This is a genomic window from Microbacterium ureisolvens (assembly GCF_019511645.1).
GTDB lineage: Bacteria > Actinomycetota > Actinomycetes > Actinomycetales > Microbacteriaceae > Microbacterium > Microbacterium ureisolvens_A.
The window spans coordinates 179,169-199,689 of the sequence record NZ_JAEUAX010000003.1 but is presented as its reverse complement, the minus strand read 5'-3'; the positions used below and the strand labels follow the sequence as shown (position 1 = coordinate 199,689).

17 protein-coding genes are annotated in these 20,521 nt (G+C 71.0%); 9 read left to right on the top strand and 8 right to left on the bottom strand.

The window, feature by feature from the left end; translation table 11 throughout:
- The first annotated feature begins 6 nt into the window (after positions 1-6).
- The 5 genes from argG (at position 7) to JNB61_RS07465 (ending at position 7,477) form a co-directional block, all read left to right on the top strand.
- On the top strand, positions 7-1,449 hold the full coding sequence (argG, locus tag JNB61_RS07485; RefSeq protein ID WP_159840649.1) for an argininosuccinate synthase: 1,443 nt from the start codon (positions 7-9) through the stop codon (positions 1,447-1,449).
- A gap of 52 nt (positions 1,450-1,501) precedes the next feature.
- Positions 1,502-2,143 carry a TetR/AcrR family transcriptional regulator gene (locus tag JNB61_RS07480; RefSeq protein WP_220288954.1) on the top strand — a complete coding sequence of 214 codons (642 nt, stop codon included), beginning with the start codon at positions 1,502-1,504 and terminating at the stop codon, positions 2,141-2,143.
- Positions 2,140-2,817: a hypothetical protein gene (locus tag JNB61_RS07475; RefSeq protein ID WP_220339219.1), complete on the top strand. Its 678-nt coding sequence runs from the start codon at positions 2,140-2,142 to the stop codon at positions 2,815-2,817. Before JNB61_RS07480 ends, JNB61_RS07475 begins: the two co-directional genes overlap by 4 nt.
- Complete coding sequence (locus tag JNB61_RS07470; protein ID WP_220339218.1) at positions 2,814-4,667, top strand: YhgE/Pip domain-containing protein; 1,854 nt, start codon at positions 2,814-2,816, stop codon at positions 4,665-4,667. Before JNB61_RS07475 ends, JNB61_RS07470 begins: the two co-directional genes overlap by 4 nt.
- A 218-nt stretch (positions 4,668-4,885) precedes the next feature.
- Positions 4,886-7,477 (top strand): penicillin acylase family protein, encoded by a 2,592-nt coding sequence (locus JNB61_RS07465; RefSeq protein WP_220339217.1) that lies wholly within the window; start codon positions 4,886-4,888, stop codon positions 7,475-7,477.
- 29 nt (positions 7,478-7,506) lie between these two features.
- Here JNB61_RS07465 and mnhG read toward each other — a convergent pair whose 3' ends face one another.
- The 7 genes from mnhG to JNB61_RS07430 all read right to left on the bottom strand — a co-directional run bounded on the left by mnhG (position 7,507) and on the right by JNB61_RS07430 (position 14,970).
- Entirely contained in the window at positions 7,507-7,863 is a 357-nt protein-coding gene (gene mnhG, locus JNB61_RS07460; protein ID WP_220288950.1) for a monovalent cation/H(+) antiporter subunit G, read from the bottom strand.
- Positions 7,863-8,129 (bottom strand): monovalent cation/H+ antiporter complex subunit F, encoded by a 267-nt coding sequence (locus JNB61_RS07455; RefSeq protein ID WP_220288949.1) that lies wholly within the window; start codon positions 8,127-8,129, stop codon positions 7,863-7,865. Before JNB61_RS07455 ends, mnhG begins: the two co-directional genes overlap by 1 nt.
- A complete protein-coding gene (locus JNB61_RS07450) occupies positions 8,126-8,695 on the bottom strand; it encodes a Na+/H+ antiporter subunit E (RefSeq protein ID WP_220339216.1) in 570 nt (189 codons plus the stop codon). Before JNB61_RS07450 ends, JNB61_RS07455 begins: the two co-directional genes overlap by 4 nt.
- The gene (locus JNB61_RS07445; protein WP_220339215.1) at positions 8,692-10,275 is read right to left on the bottom strand and encodes a Na+/H+ antiporter subunit D; all 1,584 of its coding nucleotides are present in this window, start codon (positions 10,273-10,275) and stop codon (positions 8,692-8,694) included. Before JNB61_RS07445 ends, JNB61_RS07450 begins: the two co-directional genes overlap by 4 nt.
- Positions 10,272-10,820: a Na(+)/H(+) antiporter subunit C gene (locus tag JNB61_RS07440; RefSeq protein ID WP_220288947.1), complete on the bottom strand. Its 549-nt coding sequence runs from the start codon at positions 10,818-10,820 to the stop codon at positions 10,272-10,274. Before JNB61_RS07440 ends, JNB61_RS07445 begins: the two co-directional genes overlap by 4 nt.
- Entirely contained in the window at positions 10,817-13,747 is a 2,931-nt protein-coding gene (locus JNB61_RS07435) for a Na+/H+ antiporter subunit A (RefSeq protein ID WP_220339214.1), read from the bottom strand. Before JNB61_RS07435 ends, JNB61_RS07440 begins: the two co-directional genes overlap by 4 nt.
- 155 nt (positions 13,748-13,902) lie before the next feature.
- Positions 13,903-14,970 carry a LacI family DNA-binding transcriptional regulator gene (locus JNB61_RS07430; protein WP_220339213.1) on the bottom strand — a complete coding sequence of 356 codons (1,068 nt, stop codon included), beginning with the start codon at positions 14,968-14,970 and terminating at the stop codon, positions 13,903-13,905.
- A 62-nt stretch (positions 14,971-15,032) separates the two neighbouring features.
- Here JNB61_RS07430 and JNB61_RS07425 point away from each other — a divergent pair, with 62 nt between their 5' ends.
- Positions 15,033-16,268 (top strand): MFS transporter, encoded by a 1,236-nt coding sequence (locus tag JNB61_RS07425; protein WP_220288944.1) that lies wholly within the window; start codon positions 15,033-15,035, stop codon positions 16,266-16,268.
- 33 nt (positions 16,269-16,301) lie between these two features.
- Here JNB61_RS07425 and JNB61_RS07420 read toward each other — a convergent pair whose 3' ends face one another.
- Positions 16,302-17,624 (bottom strand): MinD/ParA family ATP-binding protein, encoded by a 1,323-nt coding sequence (locus tag JNB61_RS07420; protein WP_220339212.1) that lies wholly within the window; start codon positions 17,622-17,624, stop codon positions 16,302-16,304.
- Positions 17,625-17,756: 132 nt separating this feature from the next.
- Between JNB61_RS07420 and nucS the strand changes: the two genes are divergently transcribed.
- Genes nucS through JNB61_RS07405 form a run of 3 tightly spaced genes read left to right on the top strand, consistent with a single transcriptional unit; the run spans position 17,757 to position 20,490 of the window.
- On the top strand, positions 17,757-18,452 hold the full coding sequence (gene nucS, locus JNB61_RS07415) for an endonuclease NucS (protein WP_220288942.1): 696 nt from the start codon (positions 17,757-17,759) through the stop codon (positions 18,450-18,452).
- A gap of 54 nt (positions 18,453-18,506) precedes the next feature.
- Entirely contained in the window at positions 18,507-19,226 is a 720-nt protein-coding gene (locus JNB61_RS07410) for an HAD hydrolase-like protein (RefSeq protein ID WP_220339211.1), read from the top strand.
- Positions 19,219-20,490, top strand: coding sequence for a hypothetical protein (locus JNB61_RS07405; RefSeq protein ID WP_220339210.1), 1,272 nt, complete (start codon positions 19,219-19,221; stop codon positions 20,488-20,490). Before JNB61_RS07410 ends, JNB61_RS07405 begins: the two co-directional genes overlap by 8 nt.
- The last annotated feature ends 31 nt before the right edge of the window (positions 20,491-20,521 follow it).

Genomic DNA, 20,521 nt, shown 5'->3' with positions numbered 1-20,521 from the left:
GACGCCATGTCGAAGGTCCTCCAGTCCCTGCCCGTCGGCGAGCGCGTCGGCATCGCCTTCTCGGGAGGACTTGACACCTCCGTAGCGGTCGCGTGGATGCGCGACAAGGGTGCGATCCCCTGCACCTACACCGGCGACCTCGGCCAGCCCGACGAAGACGACATCGACGCGATCCCGAGCCGCGCGCTGGAGTACGGCGCCGAGGTCTCGCGCCTGGTGGACTGCAAGCCGGCCCTCGTCGAGGAGGGCTTCGGCGCCCTGGCGTGCGGTGCGTTCCACATCCGCTCGGGCGGACGCACCTACTTCAACACGACGCCCATCGGCCGCGCCGTCACCGGCACGCTCCTGGTGCGGGCCATGAAGGAGGACGGCGTCGACATCTGGGGCGACGGCTCCACGTACAAGGGCAACGACATCGAGCGGTTCTACCGCTACGGCCTGCTCGCGAACCCCGCCCTGCGCATCTACAAGCCGTGGCTCGACGCCGACTTCGTCACCGAGCTCGGCGGCCGCCAGGAGATGAGCGAGTGGCTCGTCGAGCACGGCTTCCCGTACCGCGACTCCGCCGAGAAGGCGTACTCGACCGACGCGAACATCTGGGGCGCGACGCACGAGGCGAAGACCCTCGAGCACCTGAACGTCTCGCTCGAGACCGTCGAGCCCATCATGGGCGTGCGCTTCTGGGACCCGTCGGTCGAGATCGAGACCGAGGACGTCACCGTCACGTTCGAAGCCGGTCGCCCGGTCGCGCTCAACGGCGTCGAGTTCGCCGACCCGGTCGCGCTGGTGTTCGAGGCGAATCGCATCGGCGGCCGCCACGGCCTCGGCATGAGCGACCAGATCGAGAACCGCATCATCGAAGCCAAGTCGCGCGGCATCTACGAGGCGCCCGGCATGGCGCTGCTGTTCACCGCCTACGAGCGCCTGGTCAACGGCATCCTGAACGAAGACACGCTCGCGACGTACCACGAGCAGGGCCGCCGCCTCGGGCGGCTCATGTACGAGGGCCGCTGGCTCGAACCGCAGTCGCTCATGCTGCGCGAGTCGATCCAGAAGTGGGTCGGGTCGACCATCACCGGCTCGGTCACCCTGCGCCTGCGCCGCGGCGAGGACTACACGATCCTCGACACCACCGCGCCGCGCCTGTCGTACCACCCCGACAAGCTCTCGATGGAGCGCGTCGGCGACGCCGCGTTCGGTCCCACCGACCGCATCGGGCAGCTCACGATGCGCAACCTCGATATCGCCGACTCGCGCGTGCGCCTCGAGCACTACGCTGCCGCCGGCATCATCGGCGGCGCCACCGGGGAGCTCGTCGGCCACCTCTCGCAGGGCGAGGCGGGGGAGATCACCGAGCACGCCGAGCAGTACAGCGCAGAGCGCGAGGAGCTCGCCGAGGCGACGGATGCCGCGAACGAGGCGTCCGCCTTCGACCTGGGAACCGACTGACAGATGCCGCAATAACTTGCACACAAGTGTGCAAGTTACGTAGCGTGGAGGCATGACCTCCCCGATCGATGCGGCGCGCCGTCCGCGACGCGACGCCCTCGAGAACCGCGCGGGCATCCTCGCCGCGGCCCACGTCGCCCTCGCGCACGACCCCCGCGCGTCCGTCGACGCCATCGCCCGCCAGGCCGGCCTGTCGCGCCGGGCGCTCTACGGGCACTTCGACGACCGCGACGCGCTCGTGCGCGAACTCGTGGCGCAGGGTGCGACGCGGTTCAACGCGGTGGCCGAGTCGATCGACGACGCCGACGCGAGGGTCGCGCTCGCCCGTCTCGCGGCCGCCCTCTGGAACGAGGCGGCCCACGTGCAGGTGCTCGCGGCGATCGCCCTCGACGAGGCCCACCTCGAAGAGACCGCCACGGCCCTCGCACCCCTGCGCCGCACCGTCGTACGGATCGTGCGCGAGGGACAGGATGCCGAGGTGCTCCGCACCGACGTCGCCGCGCCGACGCTCGCCCGCCTGGTCGAAGAGACCGCGCGCACCGTCATCACCCGCATCGACGCGTCGTCTCCCGCGGCCCGCGACCTCGCGGTGCGCGCGGTGCTCAGCATCGCCGGACTGTCGTGGCGGCAGGCTGACGCGCTGCTCGCGGCGCATCCCGAGATCCTCGCGGGCCCCGAGGCGGCGAGCGCGTGAGGGTCGTGCTCGACGCCGTCGGCAAGGGCCGGCGCGAGCACGCGCTGCCGGTGACCTCGGTGTCCTTCGAGTCCGGGCGCGCCACGCTGGTCGCCGCCGAGACCGAGCAGCGGCCGACGGTGCTCGGTCTCATCGCCTCCGGTCGCATGCGTCCCGACACGGGCCGCGTGCAGCTGGACGGGCGGACGGATGCCTCGGCCCTCCGCCGCCGGGTCGCCCTGGTCGACGCGCCCGAGGTGTCGGAACCGGAGCCCAACGTCACGCTCGCCGGTGTGGCCAGTGAAGAGCTCATGTTCGCCGGACGCCGCTCCGACCCGGTGGCGGTGCGACGCTGGCTCGAGGAGCAGGGCCTCGGGGACGAGGCATCCGTCCCCGTCTCGAACGTCGACCCCGCAGGCCGCGTACGTGCCCTCTGCGAACTGGCGGTGCTGCGCACCGGCGTCGAGGGGATCGTGCTGGTCTCCCCCGACCGCCACGGTGGCGAGCCCGCCGCGTGGTGGGCTGTCGCCGAGGACTTCGCGGCCCGCGGGTTCGCGGTGCTCGTGATCGCCGGACAGGCGTCACAGCGAGTCGAGCGCGCCGGCGAGCCGAGACGTGCCGTCGAGACGCCTCGGAGCATCGGACGCCCCCGGGTGCGCAGGTTCACGACACCCACGAAGGGAGGCCGGGCATGAAGGTCCCCCAGATGATCCTCGCCGAGCTCCGGCGACTTGGGTCGACACGCATGTCGCTCATCGCCCTGATCGCGCTCATGGTCGTGCCGATCCTCTACGGCGGCCTGTACCTGTGGGCGAACCGCGACCCGTACGGGCAGCTCGACCAGGTGCCCGTGGCCCTCGTCGTCGCCGACACGGGTGCCCAGCTCAACGGCGCCGAGCGCAACCTCGGCGACGAGGTCGCGCAGGAGCTCATCGAGGACGGCACGTTCGACTGGCATCTGGCCACCGCTGAGGAAGCCGAGGCGGGGCTCGACGACGGCAGCTACGACTTCGCCATCGAGCTGCCCGCGGACTTCACCGCGGCGATCGCCTCCATCACGACCGGTGACCCTCGCACGGCCGACATCATCCTCCACACCAGCGACGCCAACAACTACCTCGCCTCCACGATCGGCACGCAGGCGGTCGAGCGCATCCAGGCGACGATCACCGAGAAGGTCGTGGCCGAGGCGGGCCTCACGATGCTCGACGCCCTCGACACGATCCGTGTGCGGTTGACGGATGCCGCCACCGGCGCCTCGCAGCTGGTCGACGGTCTCGCACAGGCGGGTGACGGCGCGTCGCGGCTGTCGGAGGGTGCTTCCCAGCTCGCCGACGGCACCGCCCAGCTGCGGGACGGAGCGGCTCAGCTCTCCGACGGTGCCGCGCAGGTCTCCGACGGCGCCGCCCAGGTGGCCGACGGCACGGCTCAGCTCGACGCCATCGCGGACCGCGTCGGCGCGGCATCCGCGTCGGCGATCTCGACGCTGCCCCAGGTGCGCGACGACATCTCCGCGAAGCTCACCGAGGCCGGTCTCGACCAGGCGCGGATCGACGACGTGCTGGCGGCGCTCGACCCCGTGGGCGACCGCCTCGACGCGGTGGACGGCCGCGTGCAGGGCGCCGTCGCCCAGATCGACCGACTGAACTCCGGCGCGCAGCAGGTCTCGGCGGGTGCAGCATCCGTCGCCGCGGGCTCCGCCACGCTCGCCTCGGGAACCGCGACCGCCGCGGACGGCGCGGCGCAGCTGCGCGATGGCGCGGCGACGCTCGGCGGCGGCCTCACGCAGCTCGAGGACGGCGCCACGCAGCTGCGTGACGGTCTCTCCGAGGGTGCCGCCCAGCTCCCCTCCTACGATGCCGACACACGCCAGGCGCAGGCCGACACGCTCGCGGCCCCCGTCGAGGTCGAGCGCTCGTCGCTCACGCAGGCGCAGAACTACGGCGCGGGGCTCGCACCCTTCTTCGCCGCCCTCGCGGGCTGGATCGGCATCTACGCGCTGTTCCTCATCGTCAAGCCCGTCTCGAAGCGCGCGGTGACGGCGCTGCACTCGCCGATCCGCATCACGCTGGCCGGATGGGCGACGCCGGCCCTCCTCGGCGGCGTGCAGATGCTCGGCCTCTTCGGGGTGCTGTCGCTCGCTCTCGGGTTCTCGTTCGCGCATCCGCTCGCGACCCTCGGCATCCTGCTGCTCGCCTCGGCCACGTACGCAGCCATCGTGCTCGCACTCAACGTGTGGCTCGGCTCGGTCGGGCAGTTCCTCGGCCTCGTGCTGATGGTGCTGCAGCTCGTCACCGCCGGGGGAACGTTCCCGTGGCAGACGCTGCCGGCACCCTTGGCAGCGCTGCACCACGTGCTGCCGATGGGCTACGTCGTCGACGCGATGCGCCAGGTCATGTACGGCGGCGACGCCGAGCGCGTCTGGCTCGACCTCGCCGTGCTGCTCGCCTGGCTCATCGGCGCGGGCGTGATCGCCGCGATAGGCGTCACCCGCATGACCCACTTCCGCACCCTGCGCGACCTGCAGCCGAGCGTCATCGGGTAGCGCGCCTGCAGGAGGGACGGATGCTGCGCTCCGCCGCATGCGTCCTCTCGATGGGTGCGACAAGGGGCCGGTCAGGGGGAAAAGCGAGCGCGATTCGGCGGGAGGCGCCCGTCGGGGTTAACATGCGGAACAGTGCCGCTGCGACCCGAACCGCGCGTGGCACTGAATTCCGCGGTGGCCGGCACCGCGTATCCCCCACTGCCCCGGAAAGCCTTTCAATGACGAAGCCCCAGCCCTCGCCCTACGCCGTCGATGACACCGTCCGTCGCCGGTCCGTGGGGCGGACCATCGGGATCACCCTGTTCAGCATCGTCGCGGGCATCGTGGTGCTCGCCCTCATCGCGGTGGGCTTCGTCGCATTCACGGCGCAGCGCTCGTTCCCGCAGCTGAGCGGCGAGGTGAAGGCCGCGGGACTCGAGGCCGACGTGACGGTGCAGCGCGATGTGCTCGGCATCCCGACGATCACGGCGGACTCCTCCCACGACCTGTTCTTCGCGCAGGGGTACGTGCACGCGCAGGACCGGTTCTGGGAGATGGACTTCCGCCGGCACGTGACGAGCGGGCGCCTCTCCGAGATGTTCGGGGAGTCCCAGCTCGGCACGGACAAGTTCCTGCGCACCCTCGGCTGGCACGACATCGCCGAGCAGGAGGTCGACGCCCTCGACGACACCCAGCGCGCGTACTACGACGCGTACGCCGACGGCGTGAACGCCTACCTCGCCGACCACCAGGGCGCCGACGCGTCGTTCGAGTACGCCGTCCTCGGTCTGCAGAACTCGGGCTACGAGATCGAGCCCTGGACGCCGGCCGACTCGGTCGCCTGGCTGAAGGCGATGGCCTGGGACCTCCGCAGCAACATCGAGAGCGAGACCGAGCGCGCCGTCATGGCCCCCGACTTCACCGAGGCCGAGATCGACCAGCTCTATCCCGGCTACCCGTTCGACCGGAACCCGGTCATCGTGCCCGAGATCTCCGCGGTGCCGGCGGTCGGCACGGCTCCCGAGACGGATGCTGCCACCGCCGCGATCGAGTGGACCGAGGTCGGCAGCGTGATCGAGGCCGTCGGCGAGCTCGTCGGCGACACCGGCGAGGGCATCGGCTCGAACTCGTGGGTCGTCTCGGGCAGCATCACCGACACGGGGATGCCGCTGCTCGCCAACGACCCGCACCTCGGTGCGTCGCTGCCGAGCGTGTGGCACCAGATCCAGCTCAGGTGCAGCACCGTGACGGAGGAGTGCCCGTTCGATGTCGCCGGCTTCGGCTTCTCAGGGCTTCCCGGTGTCGTGATCGGGCACAACGCGCGCATCGCGTGGGGACTCACGAATCTCACCACCGACGTCACGGACCTGTACCTCGAGAAGATCGAGGGCGACTCCTACTGGTACGACGGCACGCTCGTGCCGCTCCAGACGCGCACCGAGACCTTCAAGGTCGCCGGTGGCGATGACGTTCAGCTCGAGGTGCGCTCCACCGCGAACGGGCCGATCGTCTCGGGCCTCACCGACGACTTCACCGCGATCGCCGACGCCCCCTACACGGGAACAGGGGGCACCGTGACCGAGCCCCCGGCCGACGCACCCGGCGGCGAGGATGCGGTGAGCCTGCGCTGGACGGCGCTGCAGCCGGGCACCACGGCATCCGCCATCTTCGCCCTCAACACCGCGAACGACTTCGACGACTTCCGCGCAGCCGCCGCGCTGTTCGACGTTCCGGCGCAGAACCTCATCTACGCGGATGTGGACGGCAACATCGGCTATCAGACGCCGGGCAAGCTGCCGATCCGGGGCGCCGGCGACGGTTCGATGCCGCAGCCCGGATGGGTCTCGACGTATGCCTGGCAGGGATATATCCCGTTCGAGGAGCTTCCGGTCTCCTACAACCCGGCCGACGGCTACATCGTCACCGCGAACAACGCGATCGTTGCTGCGGACTACGCCTATCCGCTCACACGCGACTGGGACTACGGGTGGCGAGCCGCCCGCATCACGGAGCTGATCGAGCGCGCGATCGCCCAGGGTCCGCTCACGGCCGACGACCTCAACGCCATCCAGGCCGACAACTATTCCTTCATCGGAATGCGCCTGACCGCGGCCTACGCCGACATCACCACGGGCGACGACGAGACCGATGCCGCGCTCGAGCTGCTGCAGCAGTGGGACGCCCAGAACAACGCCGACTCGCCGGCCGCGGCCTATGCGAACGTGCTGTGGGACACGCTCGCCGAGAACGTGTTCGTCGACGGACGTGAGAACGCGGCGCCCCTGACCGGCCAGGGCCGGCAGTTCCTCATCATGGACACGATGCTCGAGGACGAGACCTCGCCATGGTGGACGAACGAGGAGCTCGGCGTCGACGGCATGACCGACATGCTGAAGCGCTCCGCGATCGACGCCTATGAGCGACTCGTCGACTCCCAGGGCGACAACCCGTCGCGCTGGAACTGGGGCAGCCTCCACGCGCTCCCGCTCGAGAACGAGAGCTTCGGCCAGTCGGGCATCGGGGCGATCGAGTGGCTCTTCAACCGGGGGCCGTTCCCGGTCGGCGGCGGCTCATCCGTCGTGAACGCGACCGGCTGGGACCTCGGCTCGAGCTTCTCGACCGTCACCGTGCCGTCGATGCGGATGATCATCGACCTCTCGGACTTCGACGACTCGCGCTGGAACCAGCTGACGGGCCAGAGCGGCCACGCCTTCCACACGAACTACATCGACCAGGTCGCCTCGTGGCAGGAGGCCGAGCTGACGCCGTGGGCGTTCAGCCCCGGCGCGGTGGACGCGTCGACGACGGACACCCTCGTGCTCACACCCTGACGCGGGCCCGCCCGCCTCTTGCCGGCGCCTCAGCCGCCGGCGGCGGGCGGGGTGCGCTTGGACTCGGCCAGCTCGTCGACGTGCAGCGCCGCCTCGTCGATCGTGCCGTTGCGGTAGGCCTGCCGTCCCACCATGTGTGCGGACAGCGGAGCCGTGGCGAGCTGGATCAGCACGACCGGAACGAGGAACGCGACCACCGGCCACGACCGCAGCGACAGCGCGATCGCGAGGCAGATGAGGATCAGGCCCAGCACCTGCGGCTTGGTCGCCGCGTGCAGGCGGCTCGGCACGTCGCGGAAGCGCAGCACGCCGATCGCGGCGGTGAGGCACAGCAGCGCGCCGATGAGGATCAGCACCATGGCGGCGAGGTCGACAGCGGCGTCCATCAGCGGTCCTGGTCCCTTCTCGCGACGAACCGCGCGATCGAGATCGACCCGAACACCCCGACGGCCGCGATGATCAGCAGCACCGGGAGCGTGCGGGTGTGGTGGTTGATCGCCATCTCGGCACCGAGCACGCACATCACCAGCGTGAGGAGGACATCGGATGCCACGGCCCGGTCGAGGATGGAGGGCCCGATGACGATGCGCCACAGGGTGAGCAGCGCCGCAACGGCGAAGATGACGTAGATCGCGAGCAGCAGCACGTTCATCGGCCACCTCCCTTGATGGCCTGCAGCTGCGCGCGCGAACCCACGGCACGCACGATGCGCTCCTCCCAGTGGTGCACGCTCGCGCGCTGCTTCTCGACGTCGCGGTCGTCGCGCACGCCGATCACATGCAGGTAGAGGATGCGCCGGTCGCGATCGGTGTCGACGATGAGCGAGCCCGGGATGAGGGAGCAGGTGACCCCGACGTGCGCCATGATCAGGTCGTCGTCGGTGCGCAGCCGCACCCCGATGATCGCCGCTCCCGGCTGCCGGCGGAAGTCCAGCACCTGCCACGCCACCGTGAGGGAGCCTTGCACCACCGCGGCCACGAACTCCACGACGAACACGAGGCCCCACCAGAGGTTGACCCGGCCCGACAGCTCGACAGGCGGCAGGCGGAAGACCCGCGTCACGACGAGCGCGGCCACGAGTCCCGTGAGGAACGCGAGCCATGTGAACTGGCCCCACAGCAGCATCCAGAGCGCGATGAGCCATACGAAGAACGGCAGCTGCCGCCACGCCGTCGCGAACGCGCGGCGAAGCCGGCCCTGGGGCAGGTCGGGGCTCACGGGGTCTTCTCCGTTCCCGCGAGGTCGTCTTCGAGCTGAGTCAGCGACACCGGCTGCAGCAGAGCCGCGCCGATGCGCGTGCACACGTCGTACAGCGGTCCGGCGAAGATCGTGAGGGCGACGGTGATCGCGACCATGCCGGTGGTCGCTGCGGTCATGATCTTCGGGATGACGCGGCGCTCCGTCTCGACCCCGGCGGCGGGTGCCGAGCCGAGATACGAGATGCGGGCCTCGGTCTCTGCCGAGTCGTCGTCCTCGCGCCAGAATGAGAGGTTCCACGCCCGCATCAGCGCGTACAGGGTGAGCAGGCTGGTCAGGATCCCGCCCACCATCAGCACCATCATGATCGGCGTTCCCACCTGCGCGGCGGCGTCGAACAGCGCGAATTTGCCGATGAAGCCCGAGAACGGCGGCAGACCGCCCAGGTTGACCGCGGGGATGAAGTACAGCACCGCGATGACGGGCGCCGCCTTCATCAGGCCCTTCACCCGGAGGATCGACGTCGAGCCCGCGCGGCGCTCGACGAGGCCGACGGCGAGGAACAGGGTCGTCTGCACCACGATGTGGTGGACCATGTAGTAGATCGTCGCGCCGATGGCGGCCGGAGTCGCGATCGCGAGCCCGAAGATCATGTATCCGATGTGGCTCACCAGCGTGAACGACAGGATGCGTTTCAGCTCCGCCTGCGCCACCGCGCCGAGCACGCCGACGATCATCGTCGCGAGCGCGACCCACATCAGCAGTTGGTTGACGTCGTTCTCGAGGAAGAGCTCGGTCTCGGTGCGGATGATCGCGTAGACACCGACCTTCGTCAGCAGGCCCGCGAACACGGCGGTGACCGGCGCAGGCGCGGTGGGGTACGAGTCGGGAAGCCAGAACGACAGCGGGAAGACGGCGGCCTTGATGCTGAAGGCCAGCAGCAGCATGAGGTGGAGGATCAGCTGCGTCTCCTGCGGCAGCTCACCCATGCGCTCGGAGATCTGCACCATGTTCACGGTGCCCAGAGCGCCGTAGATCATCGCGATCGCGGCGAGGAACAGGATCGACGACACCAGCGAGACGACGATGTAGACGACGCCGGTCCGGATGCGCGACTCGGTGGAGCCGAGCGTGATCAGCACGTACGACGCGACGAGCAGGATCTCGAAGCCGACGTAGAGGTTGAAGAGGTCCCCGGCGATGAAGGCGTTGAAGATGCCCGCCCCGAGGATGAGGTACGAGGGGTGGAAGATCGAGACCGGGGTGTCGTCGTCGCCGTCCGCGGCTCCCTGACCCACCGAGAACAGCAGGACCGCGAGCAGCACGATGCTCGACACGACGACGAGGAGCGCCGCGAGCCGGTCGACGTAGAGCACGATGCCGAACGGGATCGGCCAGCCGCCGACCGACACCGCGATCGGCTTGTCGCCGGTGTCGACGACGTACAGCAGGACGGCCGCGATCACGGTCACCGCGCTCAGGGTCACGACCGAGACGGCGACCTGCGTCTTGCGGTGCCGGCCCGCGATCAGGGCGATCGCGGCGCCGAGGAGGGGCAGCGTGACGAGCAGCGGGACGAGGGCGGGCGCGATCTGCATCATGCGTCGTCACCCCTGTCGCGGGATCCGGGGTGCGGCCTGTCGACCGGTGCGTCGTCGCGGAGACCGGCAAAGTCGCGCGTGCCGAGGATCGTGATCGGAGCCGTGTCGGTGCCGACGAAGTCCGTCGTGGCGTCGTCGTCGACCGCCTCGATCTCGGTCTCCTCGTCCATCGTCTCCTCGTCCTCGGCCCCGCGCTCGCGCACCTCGAGGTCGGCCTCGTCGTCGGTCACCGTGTCGGCCCGGCCGAGCTGCCAGGACCGGTAGATGAGGGCGAGGAGGAATGCCGAGACCGCGAAGGTGATGACGATGGCGGTGAGGGTGAGGGCTTGCGGGAGCGGGTCCGACATGTCGTCGACGGATGCTGCGGACCCGAAGAACGGCGCGACGCCCGGATCTCCCATCACGATGAGCAGGAGCAGGTTGGTCGCGTTGCCGAGCAGCAGGAACCCGATGAGCACGCGCGTGAGGCTGCGCTCGAGCATGGCGTACACGCCGCAGGCGAAGAGCACGGCCATCACGATGATGAGGACGAGCGACACGTTCACGGGGCCGTCACCCCCTGACGCTCTCGGGCTTCCTGCGCCTGACGGTCGACCTCGGCGCCGAGGCTGCGCAGCACGTCGAGGACGAGCCCGATGACCACCAGGTAGACGCCGATGTCGAACAGCGTCGACGTCACGAACTCGACGTGGCCCAGCAGCGGCACGTCCCACTCCCAGAAGTAGCTCGTGAGCGGCTGGTCGCCGAAGAGCACCGGCACGATCGCGCACGCGACCGCGATCGTCATTCCCGTGCCCAGCAGGCGCCCGGCGTCGGTGGGGGCAGCGGCACCCAGCTCGTAGCGGCCGCCGGCGACGTAGCGCATGACGAGTGCCATGCCCGCGACGAGACCTCCGGCGAACCCGCCGCCAGGCAGGTTGTGGCCGGCGAAGAGCAGATACAGCGACACGATGATGATCGTGTGGAAGAGGATCCGCACGATCACCTCGAGCATGATCGAGCGGTTCTCCGGACGCACGCGCTGACCTCCGACGAGCCACGCCATCCGCCCGCCACCGGAGCCGCGGGGCCGCACCCCCTCGGCGGTCTCGACGAGCGGTCGACGCGTGCGCGTCGCTCCCGTGGGCAGTGACGAGATCGCGCGCGACAGCGTGTCGGCCCGATGGGTGACGAACACGAGGGATGCCACGCCCGTCGCCGCGAGGATCAGCACCGACAGCTCGCCCATCGTGTCCCAGCCGCGCAGGTCGACCAGCGCGACGTTGACGACATTCTTTCCGTGGCCCAGCTCGTACGCGAGGTCGGGGAACGCATCCGAGATGGGCTTCTCGACGCGGGCGCTGGTGGCCACGATCGCGACGAGCGCCATCGTGATGCCCACGGCCGCGCCGAGCACGGCTCTGGCCACGGGCCACACCGAGGCGTTGTGCTCGCCCAGACGCGACGGGATGCGCCGCAGCACCAGCGCGAAGGCGACGAGCGTCACCGTCTCGACGAGGATCTGGGTGAGCGCGAGGTCGGGCGCTCCGCTCGTCGCGAAGAGCAGGACCATGCCGAGCCCCGTCACCGACACGAGGACGACGCCGGTGTACCGCTTGCGTGCGCGGATCGCGATGAGCCCCGCGGCGATCATGATCGGCGCGACGAGCAACTGGGTCGGCGTCTGGTACGCGTCGAGCTTCGCCTGCCAGTCGTCGCTCGCGAGCAGCGCGGTCGCCTCCGCCGCGACGAACACCACGAAGATCGTTCCGACGTACACGGGCAGCGAGCCGCGCTGGGTGAGGCTCGTGGTCAGCACCGACAGACGCGCGACCACGCGCAGCACGCCGTTGTAGGCCTCGGCCGCGGTGAAGGGCAGCAGGCGCCTCGTGGGGCGCCAGCTGCGCGTCAGCCAGAAGACGAACACGCCGACCGCGATCGTCGCGAGCGAGATCCACAGCGCCGGCTCGAGGCCGTGCCACAGCGCGAGGTGGGCGGGATGCTCAGGCGGGGTAACGCCGGGAGTCGATGCCGGCGCCTGGTCGGCGTAAGGCGTGAGGACCTTGTCGAGCCATGGCGCGAAGGCACCCGCGACGACGGTGAGGCCCGAGAGCACGATCGGCGCCACGAGGAAGCCGATCGGGGGGTCGGGCCATTGCGTGTCGGGCATGCGGTCGCCATTCGCCTCGCGCTTGGTCGAGAACGCGCCCCAGAGGAAACGGATGCCGTAGCCCGCCGTGAGGACCGAACCGAGGCCCACGCCCAGCAGCGCCACGATCCCCCACACGGCGCCGCCCAGCGCCTCGTGCAGGAGCGCGGCGAGGGCGCCCTCCTTGGCGACGAAGCCGATGGTCGGGATGATGCCGATCATCGATGCGACCGCGATGATCGAGAACGTCGCCATGACGGGCGCCTGCCGACCGACGCCCGACAGCTCGGTCAGGTCTCGGGTCGACAGCTGGCGGTCGATGACGCCGACCACGAGGAACAGCGCCGACTTGAAGAGGGCGTGACTCAAGAGCAGCGCGAGACCTGCGAGCGCGGCATCCCGTGTCCCGTAGCCGAGCACGACGGTCAGGAGCCCCAGCTGGCTCACGGTGCCGAACGCGAGCACGCGCTTGAGGTCGGTCTCGCGCAGCGCCTGGAAGCCGCCCAGCAGCATGGTGAACACGCCCAGCGAGATCACGATCGGCCGCCACGGCGGGGCGATCGCGAAGACGGGGGAGAAGCGGGCGATGAGATAGATGCCGGCCTTCACCATGGCCGCCGCGTGCAGGTAGGCGCTCACCGGGGTGGGCGCGGCCATCGCGCCGGGAAGCCAGAAGTGGAAGGGGAAGATCGCCGACTTGCTGAGCGCGCCGACGAGGATCATCACGAGCGCGGCGTCGACGACGGGTCCTGAGGGGGCCTCGGCGAGGATCGTCGAGATGCGGGAGGTTCCCGCGTCGACGACGAGCAGCACGACGCCGATGAGCATGACGAGCCCGCCGAGCGTCGTCACGAGGAGGGCCTGGAGCGCGGCACGACGGCTCGCCGCACGCTTGTTGTAGTACCCGATGAGGAGGTACGACAGCACGCTCGTGACTTCCCAGAACATCACCAGCACGACGAGGTCGTCGGTGAGGACGAGACCGTACATCGCTCCTGCGAACGCGAGCAGCACCGCCGCGAACTGGCCGAGATTGTCCTTCTTGCCGCGGAAGTACCAGCGGCAGTAGATCATCACGAGCGCTCCGACACCGGTGACGACCAGCGTCATGAGCCACGACAGCGTGTCCATCCGCATCGAGAGGTCGATGCCGAGCGGGGGGATCCACGCGTATGTCTCGAACGGAATGTCACCCGCGAGCACCTCCGGCGTGACCGCGGCTGCGTGGACGAAACCCACGATCGGGAGGATCGCCGCGATGTAGAACGCCCGGGCCCCGATGCGCGCCACGATCCACGGCAGCAGGATCGGAACGACCGCGAACGCGCCGAGAACGAGGAGCATTCGGGCCTCCTCGTGGTCGTCGGCAGACGCTCATCGGTGGAGGACGGCGCAAAGCCCAGGCGATCGGGGTGTCGGGAACCATCCTACCGGGCGGGTCGCACCGGATCGCCCGAACGGCATACATCGCGTCCCTCGGGCGCGGATGTTCCTCAGTCTCAGGCCGGCGTGGGCGCCGGTCCGGTGGTGTTTCCTTCACGGAAGGTGCACGTGAACCGGATCGACGCCGCGGGGGCGCCCTCGAGCATCGCGGCGACGGCGGCGCCGGCCGCGCGGCCCTTGTCGGTCGCGGGCTGCACCAGGGTGGTGAGCTCGTACGGGGCGAGGCCATCCACGACGATGCCGTCGAAGCCGGTGACGCTCACGTCCTCCGGCACGCGGAGACCCGCCTCCTCTGCCGCCCGGATCACCCCGGCGGCGAGCAGATCGCTCTGCGCGATGACCGCGGTGGGTCGTCGATCGGGATCCGCGAAGATCTCCCGGCCGGCAGCCAGCCCCTCGTCGATGAAGCTTCCGGCGGCGGCGAAGGCGGCGGCGCCCGGGAACACGTCCAGGGCGCCCGCGAGCCGCTCGCGGGTGACGTCCACGGTGACCGCCGTGTCGTCGTGCAGCCAGCCGCGCTGCCAGTCGACGCGCGCGGGCAGCGTCACGAGGGCCACGTCGCGATGCCCCAGCGCGCGCAGGTGACTCGCGGCCTGCCGCTGGGCCTCGCGGTTGTCGAGCCCGATGCGCGGCACGTCGTCTCCGGCATCCCCTTCGATGACGACGACGGGGATGCGACGTGCCTTGACGGTCTCGAGGGACTCGCGCAGCAGACCGCTGCAGCCGATGAGCACCGCGGCGTCCAGCGGCGCGGTCGTGAGCGAGGGGCCGCTGCCGGTGGGCTCGTGGTCGCGCAGGAGAAGGAGCCCGGCGCCCAGCGGCGTGACCGCGTCGGCGAGGCCGTCCATCATGAGGGTCTTCACCGGGTCGAGGAACGCGGTGCCCAGATGCTCCTCGAACACCACGCCGACGATCCCCGAGCGGCCGCGGCGCAGGGAAGCGGCGCGCGGGTCGGGGCCGGTGTAGCCGAGCGCGGCGGCCGCGTCGAGCACCCGACGCCGCGTCGCCTCCGACACCGGCGTCTTGCCGCTGAACACCACGGAGGCGGTCGACGGCGAGACGCCTGCCTCGCGGGCGACGTCCGAGATGGTGGCCCGGCGGATGCCGGTGTCCTGTCGGCTCATGCTGTCACGATCGTAGCCCGTCCCGAACCGGTGATGTCGAATCGATTCGGTAGCATGTGCGGATGGATACCGCGCTCACCCGCCGGCAACTGGTCGCCTGGCGTACCGCGATCTTCACGATCTTCCTCATCATGGGAGTCGGCTTCGCGTCGTGGGCGGCGCGGCTGCCGGCCGTGAAGGTCGACCTGGGCATCAACGACCTCCAGGTGGGCGTCCTGCTGTTCGTGTCCGGCGCCGCCTCGATCGTGGGCCTGTCGCTGGCCAACGTGATCGTCGCGCGCTGGGGCGCGCGACGGGGCATGTTCGCGACGATCATCACGTTCGCGCTCGGCGTCGTGGTCGCGGGGGCCGGCGTGGAGTTCCTGCAGTCCTACGTCGTCGCCGCCGTCGGGCTCGGGCTCATGGGCCTGGGCATGAGTGCGACCGACGTCATGATGAACGTCGAGGCGGCGGCGGTGGAGCAGGCGTTCGAACGCACGCTCATGCCGCTGTTCCACGCCTTCTTCAGCCTGGGCACGGTGGCGGGCGCAGGTCTCGGTGTCGCGATGGCGGCCCTGGGCGTCGGAGTCGGCTGGCACCTCGGCGCCGCCGGCCTGCTGGTGGCTGCGGCAGGCCTGCTGTCGCTGCGCGCCGTCCCCGTGCGCGAGAGCATGCACGACGATCCGGCCACGAGCGTCACGCGCCGCGAGCGCTTCGCCGAGGTCCTGGCCGTCTGGCGCGACCCGCGCACCTACGCGATCGGCGCCATCATGCTGGGCATGGCGTTCGCCGAGGGCAGTGCCAACGACTGGCTTACGATCGCGATGGTCGACGGCCACGATCAGACCGAGGCCGTCGGGGCCATCGCCCTGACCGTGTTCTCGGTCGCGATGACCACGTTCCGCATCCTGGGCGGCCCGCTGGTGGATCGGATCGGCCGCGTGTGGTCGCTGCGCATCCTGTCGATCGCGGCAGGCGTCGGCCTGGTCATGTTCATCCTCGCGCCGAACCTGCCGATCGCCTTCATCGGCATCGCGCTGTGGGGCGCCGGCGCCTCGCTCGGCTTCCCTCTCGGCATGTCGGCGGCGGCCGACGACCCGAGGAAGGCGGCGGCGTCCGTCTCGGCGGCCGCGACGATCGGGTACCTCGCGTTCCTGTGCGGTCCCCCGATCCTCGGCTGGATCAGCCACGAGATCGGCATCCTCCCGACGCTCTGGATCATCGTCGGCCTGATCGCGATGTCGGGGCTCGCCTCGGGCGCCGCGAAGCCGATCGCCGGGTCGAAGGTGGGTGCGGGCGCGGGTCACGCGCACCACTGAGCCGGCCCCCGCACCGGGTCGGATCAGCTCGGATCAGAGCCGGTCGGCCACCGTCGCGGCGACGGTGAGCCAGGCGTCGCGCGTCTCGGGCGACAGTGCGTCGAAGTCGATGGGCCCACCGTCGACCAGCGACGGATCGAACGGCGCGTTCACGACCGCCGACGTCACCTGCTCGAAGTGCTGCGAGAGGCGCGACTCGAGCTTGCGGTCCGGGCGGGAGGAGGGCGCCGTGAGCACGGTCACCGCCTCGTCGATCTTCCTGCCGAAGCCCTTCTCGCGGAGTCCGTCGAGCAGCCACGCCGCGCTGGCCGCGGTGTCCTCGCGCACGGTCGACACGATCACGAGCTGGTCCGCGGCGGCGACGGCTGCGACCCAGTTCGACGCGCGCATGTTGTTGCCGGTGTCGACGATCATCAGGCGGTAGTAGCGGCGCAGCAGGGCGTGGAGCCGGTCGAACGCCGCAGCGTCGATCGTCGAGGATGCCGCGGCATCCTCGTCCGAGGCGAGCACGTCGAAGCGGGCGTCGACCTGCGTGCGGACGTAGTGGTCGAGCGCCGCGAGGCTGGAGCCGCGGAAGTTGGAGGCTTCGTCGAGGTCCTCGAGGAGGTCGACGGCGGTGCGGTGGTGCGGCGCGTGCTGCGCGCGCCATCCGAGCGTGCCGCGGGTCTCGTTGTTGTCCCACGCGAGGGTCGCACCGCCGCGCAGCGTGCCGAACGTCGCGGCCAGCAGCAGCGTGCTCGTCGTCTTGTGCGCGCCGCCCTTCGGGTTGAGCACGACGATCGTGCGCGGGGCGTCGAGGCGACGCTGGACGCGCTTCTCACGGTCGAGTCGCGACTGCTCGACGCGACCGGGCGCGGGAGAGATGAGGCCGCCCGTGGCGCGCCGCACGGCACCCTGCCAGCCCGTCGTCGCACGGGGCCGCCCCCCGCCGCCGCGCGAATCGAGCAGGTCCTGCACGGTCGGGCGCGCCACCTCCTCCGCCACCGGCGCGAGTGTCGGCACCGCGGGCACCGGCGTCGGCGCAGTAACCGGGAGGGCCGCTGCCGGAGCAGGCGCGGGCGCGGGCACCGCCGCCGCCACGGGGACCGCCGTCGTGTCCACCGCAGCCTCCTCCAGCGCTTCGTCGAACGTGCCGTCCGGATGCACCACGAGAGGCCAGCGGGACGAGCCCTCGACGAGCGTCGCGTGGGCCGGTTCGCCGGCGGATGCTGCGATCTGGCGGATCTCCTCGACCACGCGGTCGCGCAGCGCGAGGCTGTCGGGGGCGACGACCTCCGCCACGTCGCTGCCGACGTGGAGCTCGGCGACGGTGCTGGACAGGATGTGGACGGTCGCGTCGGGGTGACGAGAGTTCATCGGTTCTTCTCCGGACGAAGGAAACGGCGTGAGATGCCGGGGGTCTGGGGGCGCGCCGCAGAGCGCGCAACGAGGGCAAAGGCTATCCGACCAGCCTGCAGGCAAGCTGATGCGGGAGGCTAGGCTCTTCGGGTGCGTCTTGTCATCGCCCGCTGCTCCGTCGACTACACCGGGCGGCTCAACGCCCATCTGCCCCTCGCCACCCGCCTGCTGGTGCACAAGGGCGACGGGTCGCTGCTGGTGCACTCGGACGGCGGCTCGTACAAGCCGCTCAACTGGATGAGCCCCCCGTGCCGGCTCGACGTCGAGGTGCCCGACGAGGAGTCGGCGTCCGCCGGAGTGCTCGAGCACTGGCGTGTGACGCACGCCAAGACGGGCGACGCGCTGCTGGTGCGCATCTACGAGGTCATCCACGACTCGTCCCACGAGCTCGGGATGGACCCGGGGCTGCAGAAGGACGGCGTGGAAGCCGACCTCCAGCGGCTCCTCGCCGAGCAGGTCGACGTCATCGGCGAGAACCTGACGCTCGTGCGCCGGGAGTTCCCGACCGCGATCGGCCCGGTCGACCTGCTGCTGCGCGACCCCGAGGGCGGGACGATCGCCGTCGAAGTCAAGCGCCGCGGCGACATCGACGGCGTCGAACAGCTCACGCGCTATCTCGAACTGCTCGGCCGCGACCCCCACCTCGCTCCCGTGACCGGTGTCTTCGCCGCCCAGGAGATCAAACCGCAGGCGAAGGTGCTCGCCGCGGACCGCGGCATCCGTTGCGTCACCCTCGATTACGAGGGCATGAAGGGCATCGAGTCCGGCGCCCCGCGCCTGTTCTAGCCCGCACGCCTCGCGGCGACGGGGTCGGGGCCCGCTCCGCATAGGCTGGTCGGTATGCCGAGCCGATCGCCGTGGACCTGTGTGCTGTGGGACGTCGACGGAACGATCGTCGACGCGTCCGACGGCATCCTCCGCCGCCTCACCATCGCCCTCGAGCACTTCGGCAAGCGTCCGCCGACCCGCGCCGAGCTCGTGCACTGGATCGGCCCGCCGATGTACCAGTCGTTCCAGGTGAACGTCGGCATGACGCCCGAAGAGGCGGCCGAGGCCGTAGCCTTCTACCGAGGCCTCAACAAGACCGACGGGTACACGACGGGCGCCAAGCTCTTCCCCGGTATGGCTGAGCTGATCACGGATGTCGCGGCCTGCGGCATCCCGCAGGCCACCGCCAGCTCGAAGCCCGAGGTGCAGGTGGTCGCGCTCATGGACCACTTCGACCTGTCCACCTCTCTCACCGCGATCGTGGGCGCGACGCAGGACGAGAAGACCCTGAGCGCGAAGGCCGACATCGTCGCCGAGGCGCTGCGGCGCCTGGCCGCCGCGGGCGTGGACACGAGCCGGCCGGTGCTCGTCGGAGACCGCCATCACGACGTCGAGGGCGGCGCCGAACAGGGCGTGCCGGTGATCTTCGTGCGGTGGGGCTTCAGCTGGCCGCACGAATCCGAGGGCGCGCAGGCCGTGGTCGACGACGTCGACCAGCTGCGTGCGCTGCTGATGTTCGGGGAGTACGCCGACGACGGCGCGACCACGACCGCCGGCGTCGCCGATGCCTGAGCTCGCCGCCACGATCCTGGGGTGGCTGGTGCCGGCCCTGGTCGTGTTCGGCGTGACGGCGATCGCCGTCGCCGCCATCGTGTGGGCTGTGCGCCGTGCGCGCCGCTCCCCGCGGGCCCGTTCCGCCGCCGACAAGGCGCGGGCGAAGGCGGGTGCGACCCTCGTGCGACTCGACGACGAGGTCGGCGAGCTCGACCTCGAGGTCGGCCTCTCGGGCGCGCTCTACGGCGGCGACGCTCCGGCGTCGCTGCGGCGAGCGCGCCTGACCGCACAGCGCGTGCGTGACGACGCCTTCGAGGACTACCGCGCGATCAGCGATCCCGCCGTCGCTGCACCGGAGGTGCACCGCGTCGCCGCGCGCATCGAGCGACACGCGGGCGAGGCTCTGGCGGTCGTCGCCGCGGCCCGAAAGGAGCATGGCGCGTGGGTCGCGGCGAACGTGTCGGCCGCCGGGCAGATCGACGCCGCCCGCCGCCGGCTCGCCGAACTGAACGCGTCGATGGGCGATCCTGCCGCGCTCGTCGCGGACCTCTCGTCACGCTTCGCCGAGGAGGAGTGGCGGGATGCCTCGCGCTCGGCGCACGCCGCGCTCTCCGGGGTGTCCGCCGCCCGGCGCCACCTCGACGCCGCGTCGGCCCGCGCGGCCGACCCGTCGCTGAGCGCACTCCCCGAACTCGCCGCCGCCGAGCGGGCGCTCCGCCAGGCGGAGGCGGACGCCCGCAACCTCGAGGAGTCGCACCGGCTCGTGCTGCAGGCCGCACAGGCCGTGCCCGACGAGATCGCGTCGGCGCGCAACGCCCTGCGCCAGGCCGGCGTCACGCGGGAGCACCTCGACGCCCCCGACGCCGCGCGGCTCGGCGCGGAGCTGCACGCCATCGACGCCGAGCTGAACCGCATCGAGACGGATGCTGCCCGCCGCCCCACCCGCACCGTCGACGCCATCGCGCGCCTGCGCAGCCGCCTCGACCTCGCCCTCGGAGACGCCCGCACCGCGCAGCAGCGCCTGCGCGGCGCGCGCACCGCCCTGCCGGGCACCCTGGCCGCCGCGCGCGGCGCACTCGCACAGGCCGAGGCATCCGTGTCCCGCTCCCGGGCCGGAGCCGACGCGCGGTCGCGGCTGCTGTCGGCCCAGCGCGAGCTCGCCCAGGCCCGACAGACGCAGGATCCGGTGGCCGCACTCGACGCGGCCCGCCGCGCGATGCGCGACGCCGAGGACGCCAAGGCCCTCGCGGACTTCGCCCACCAGGCGGGCCCGCCCGCGTAAAGGCACAGCGGAATGCCCCACCGCTATCGTG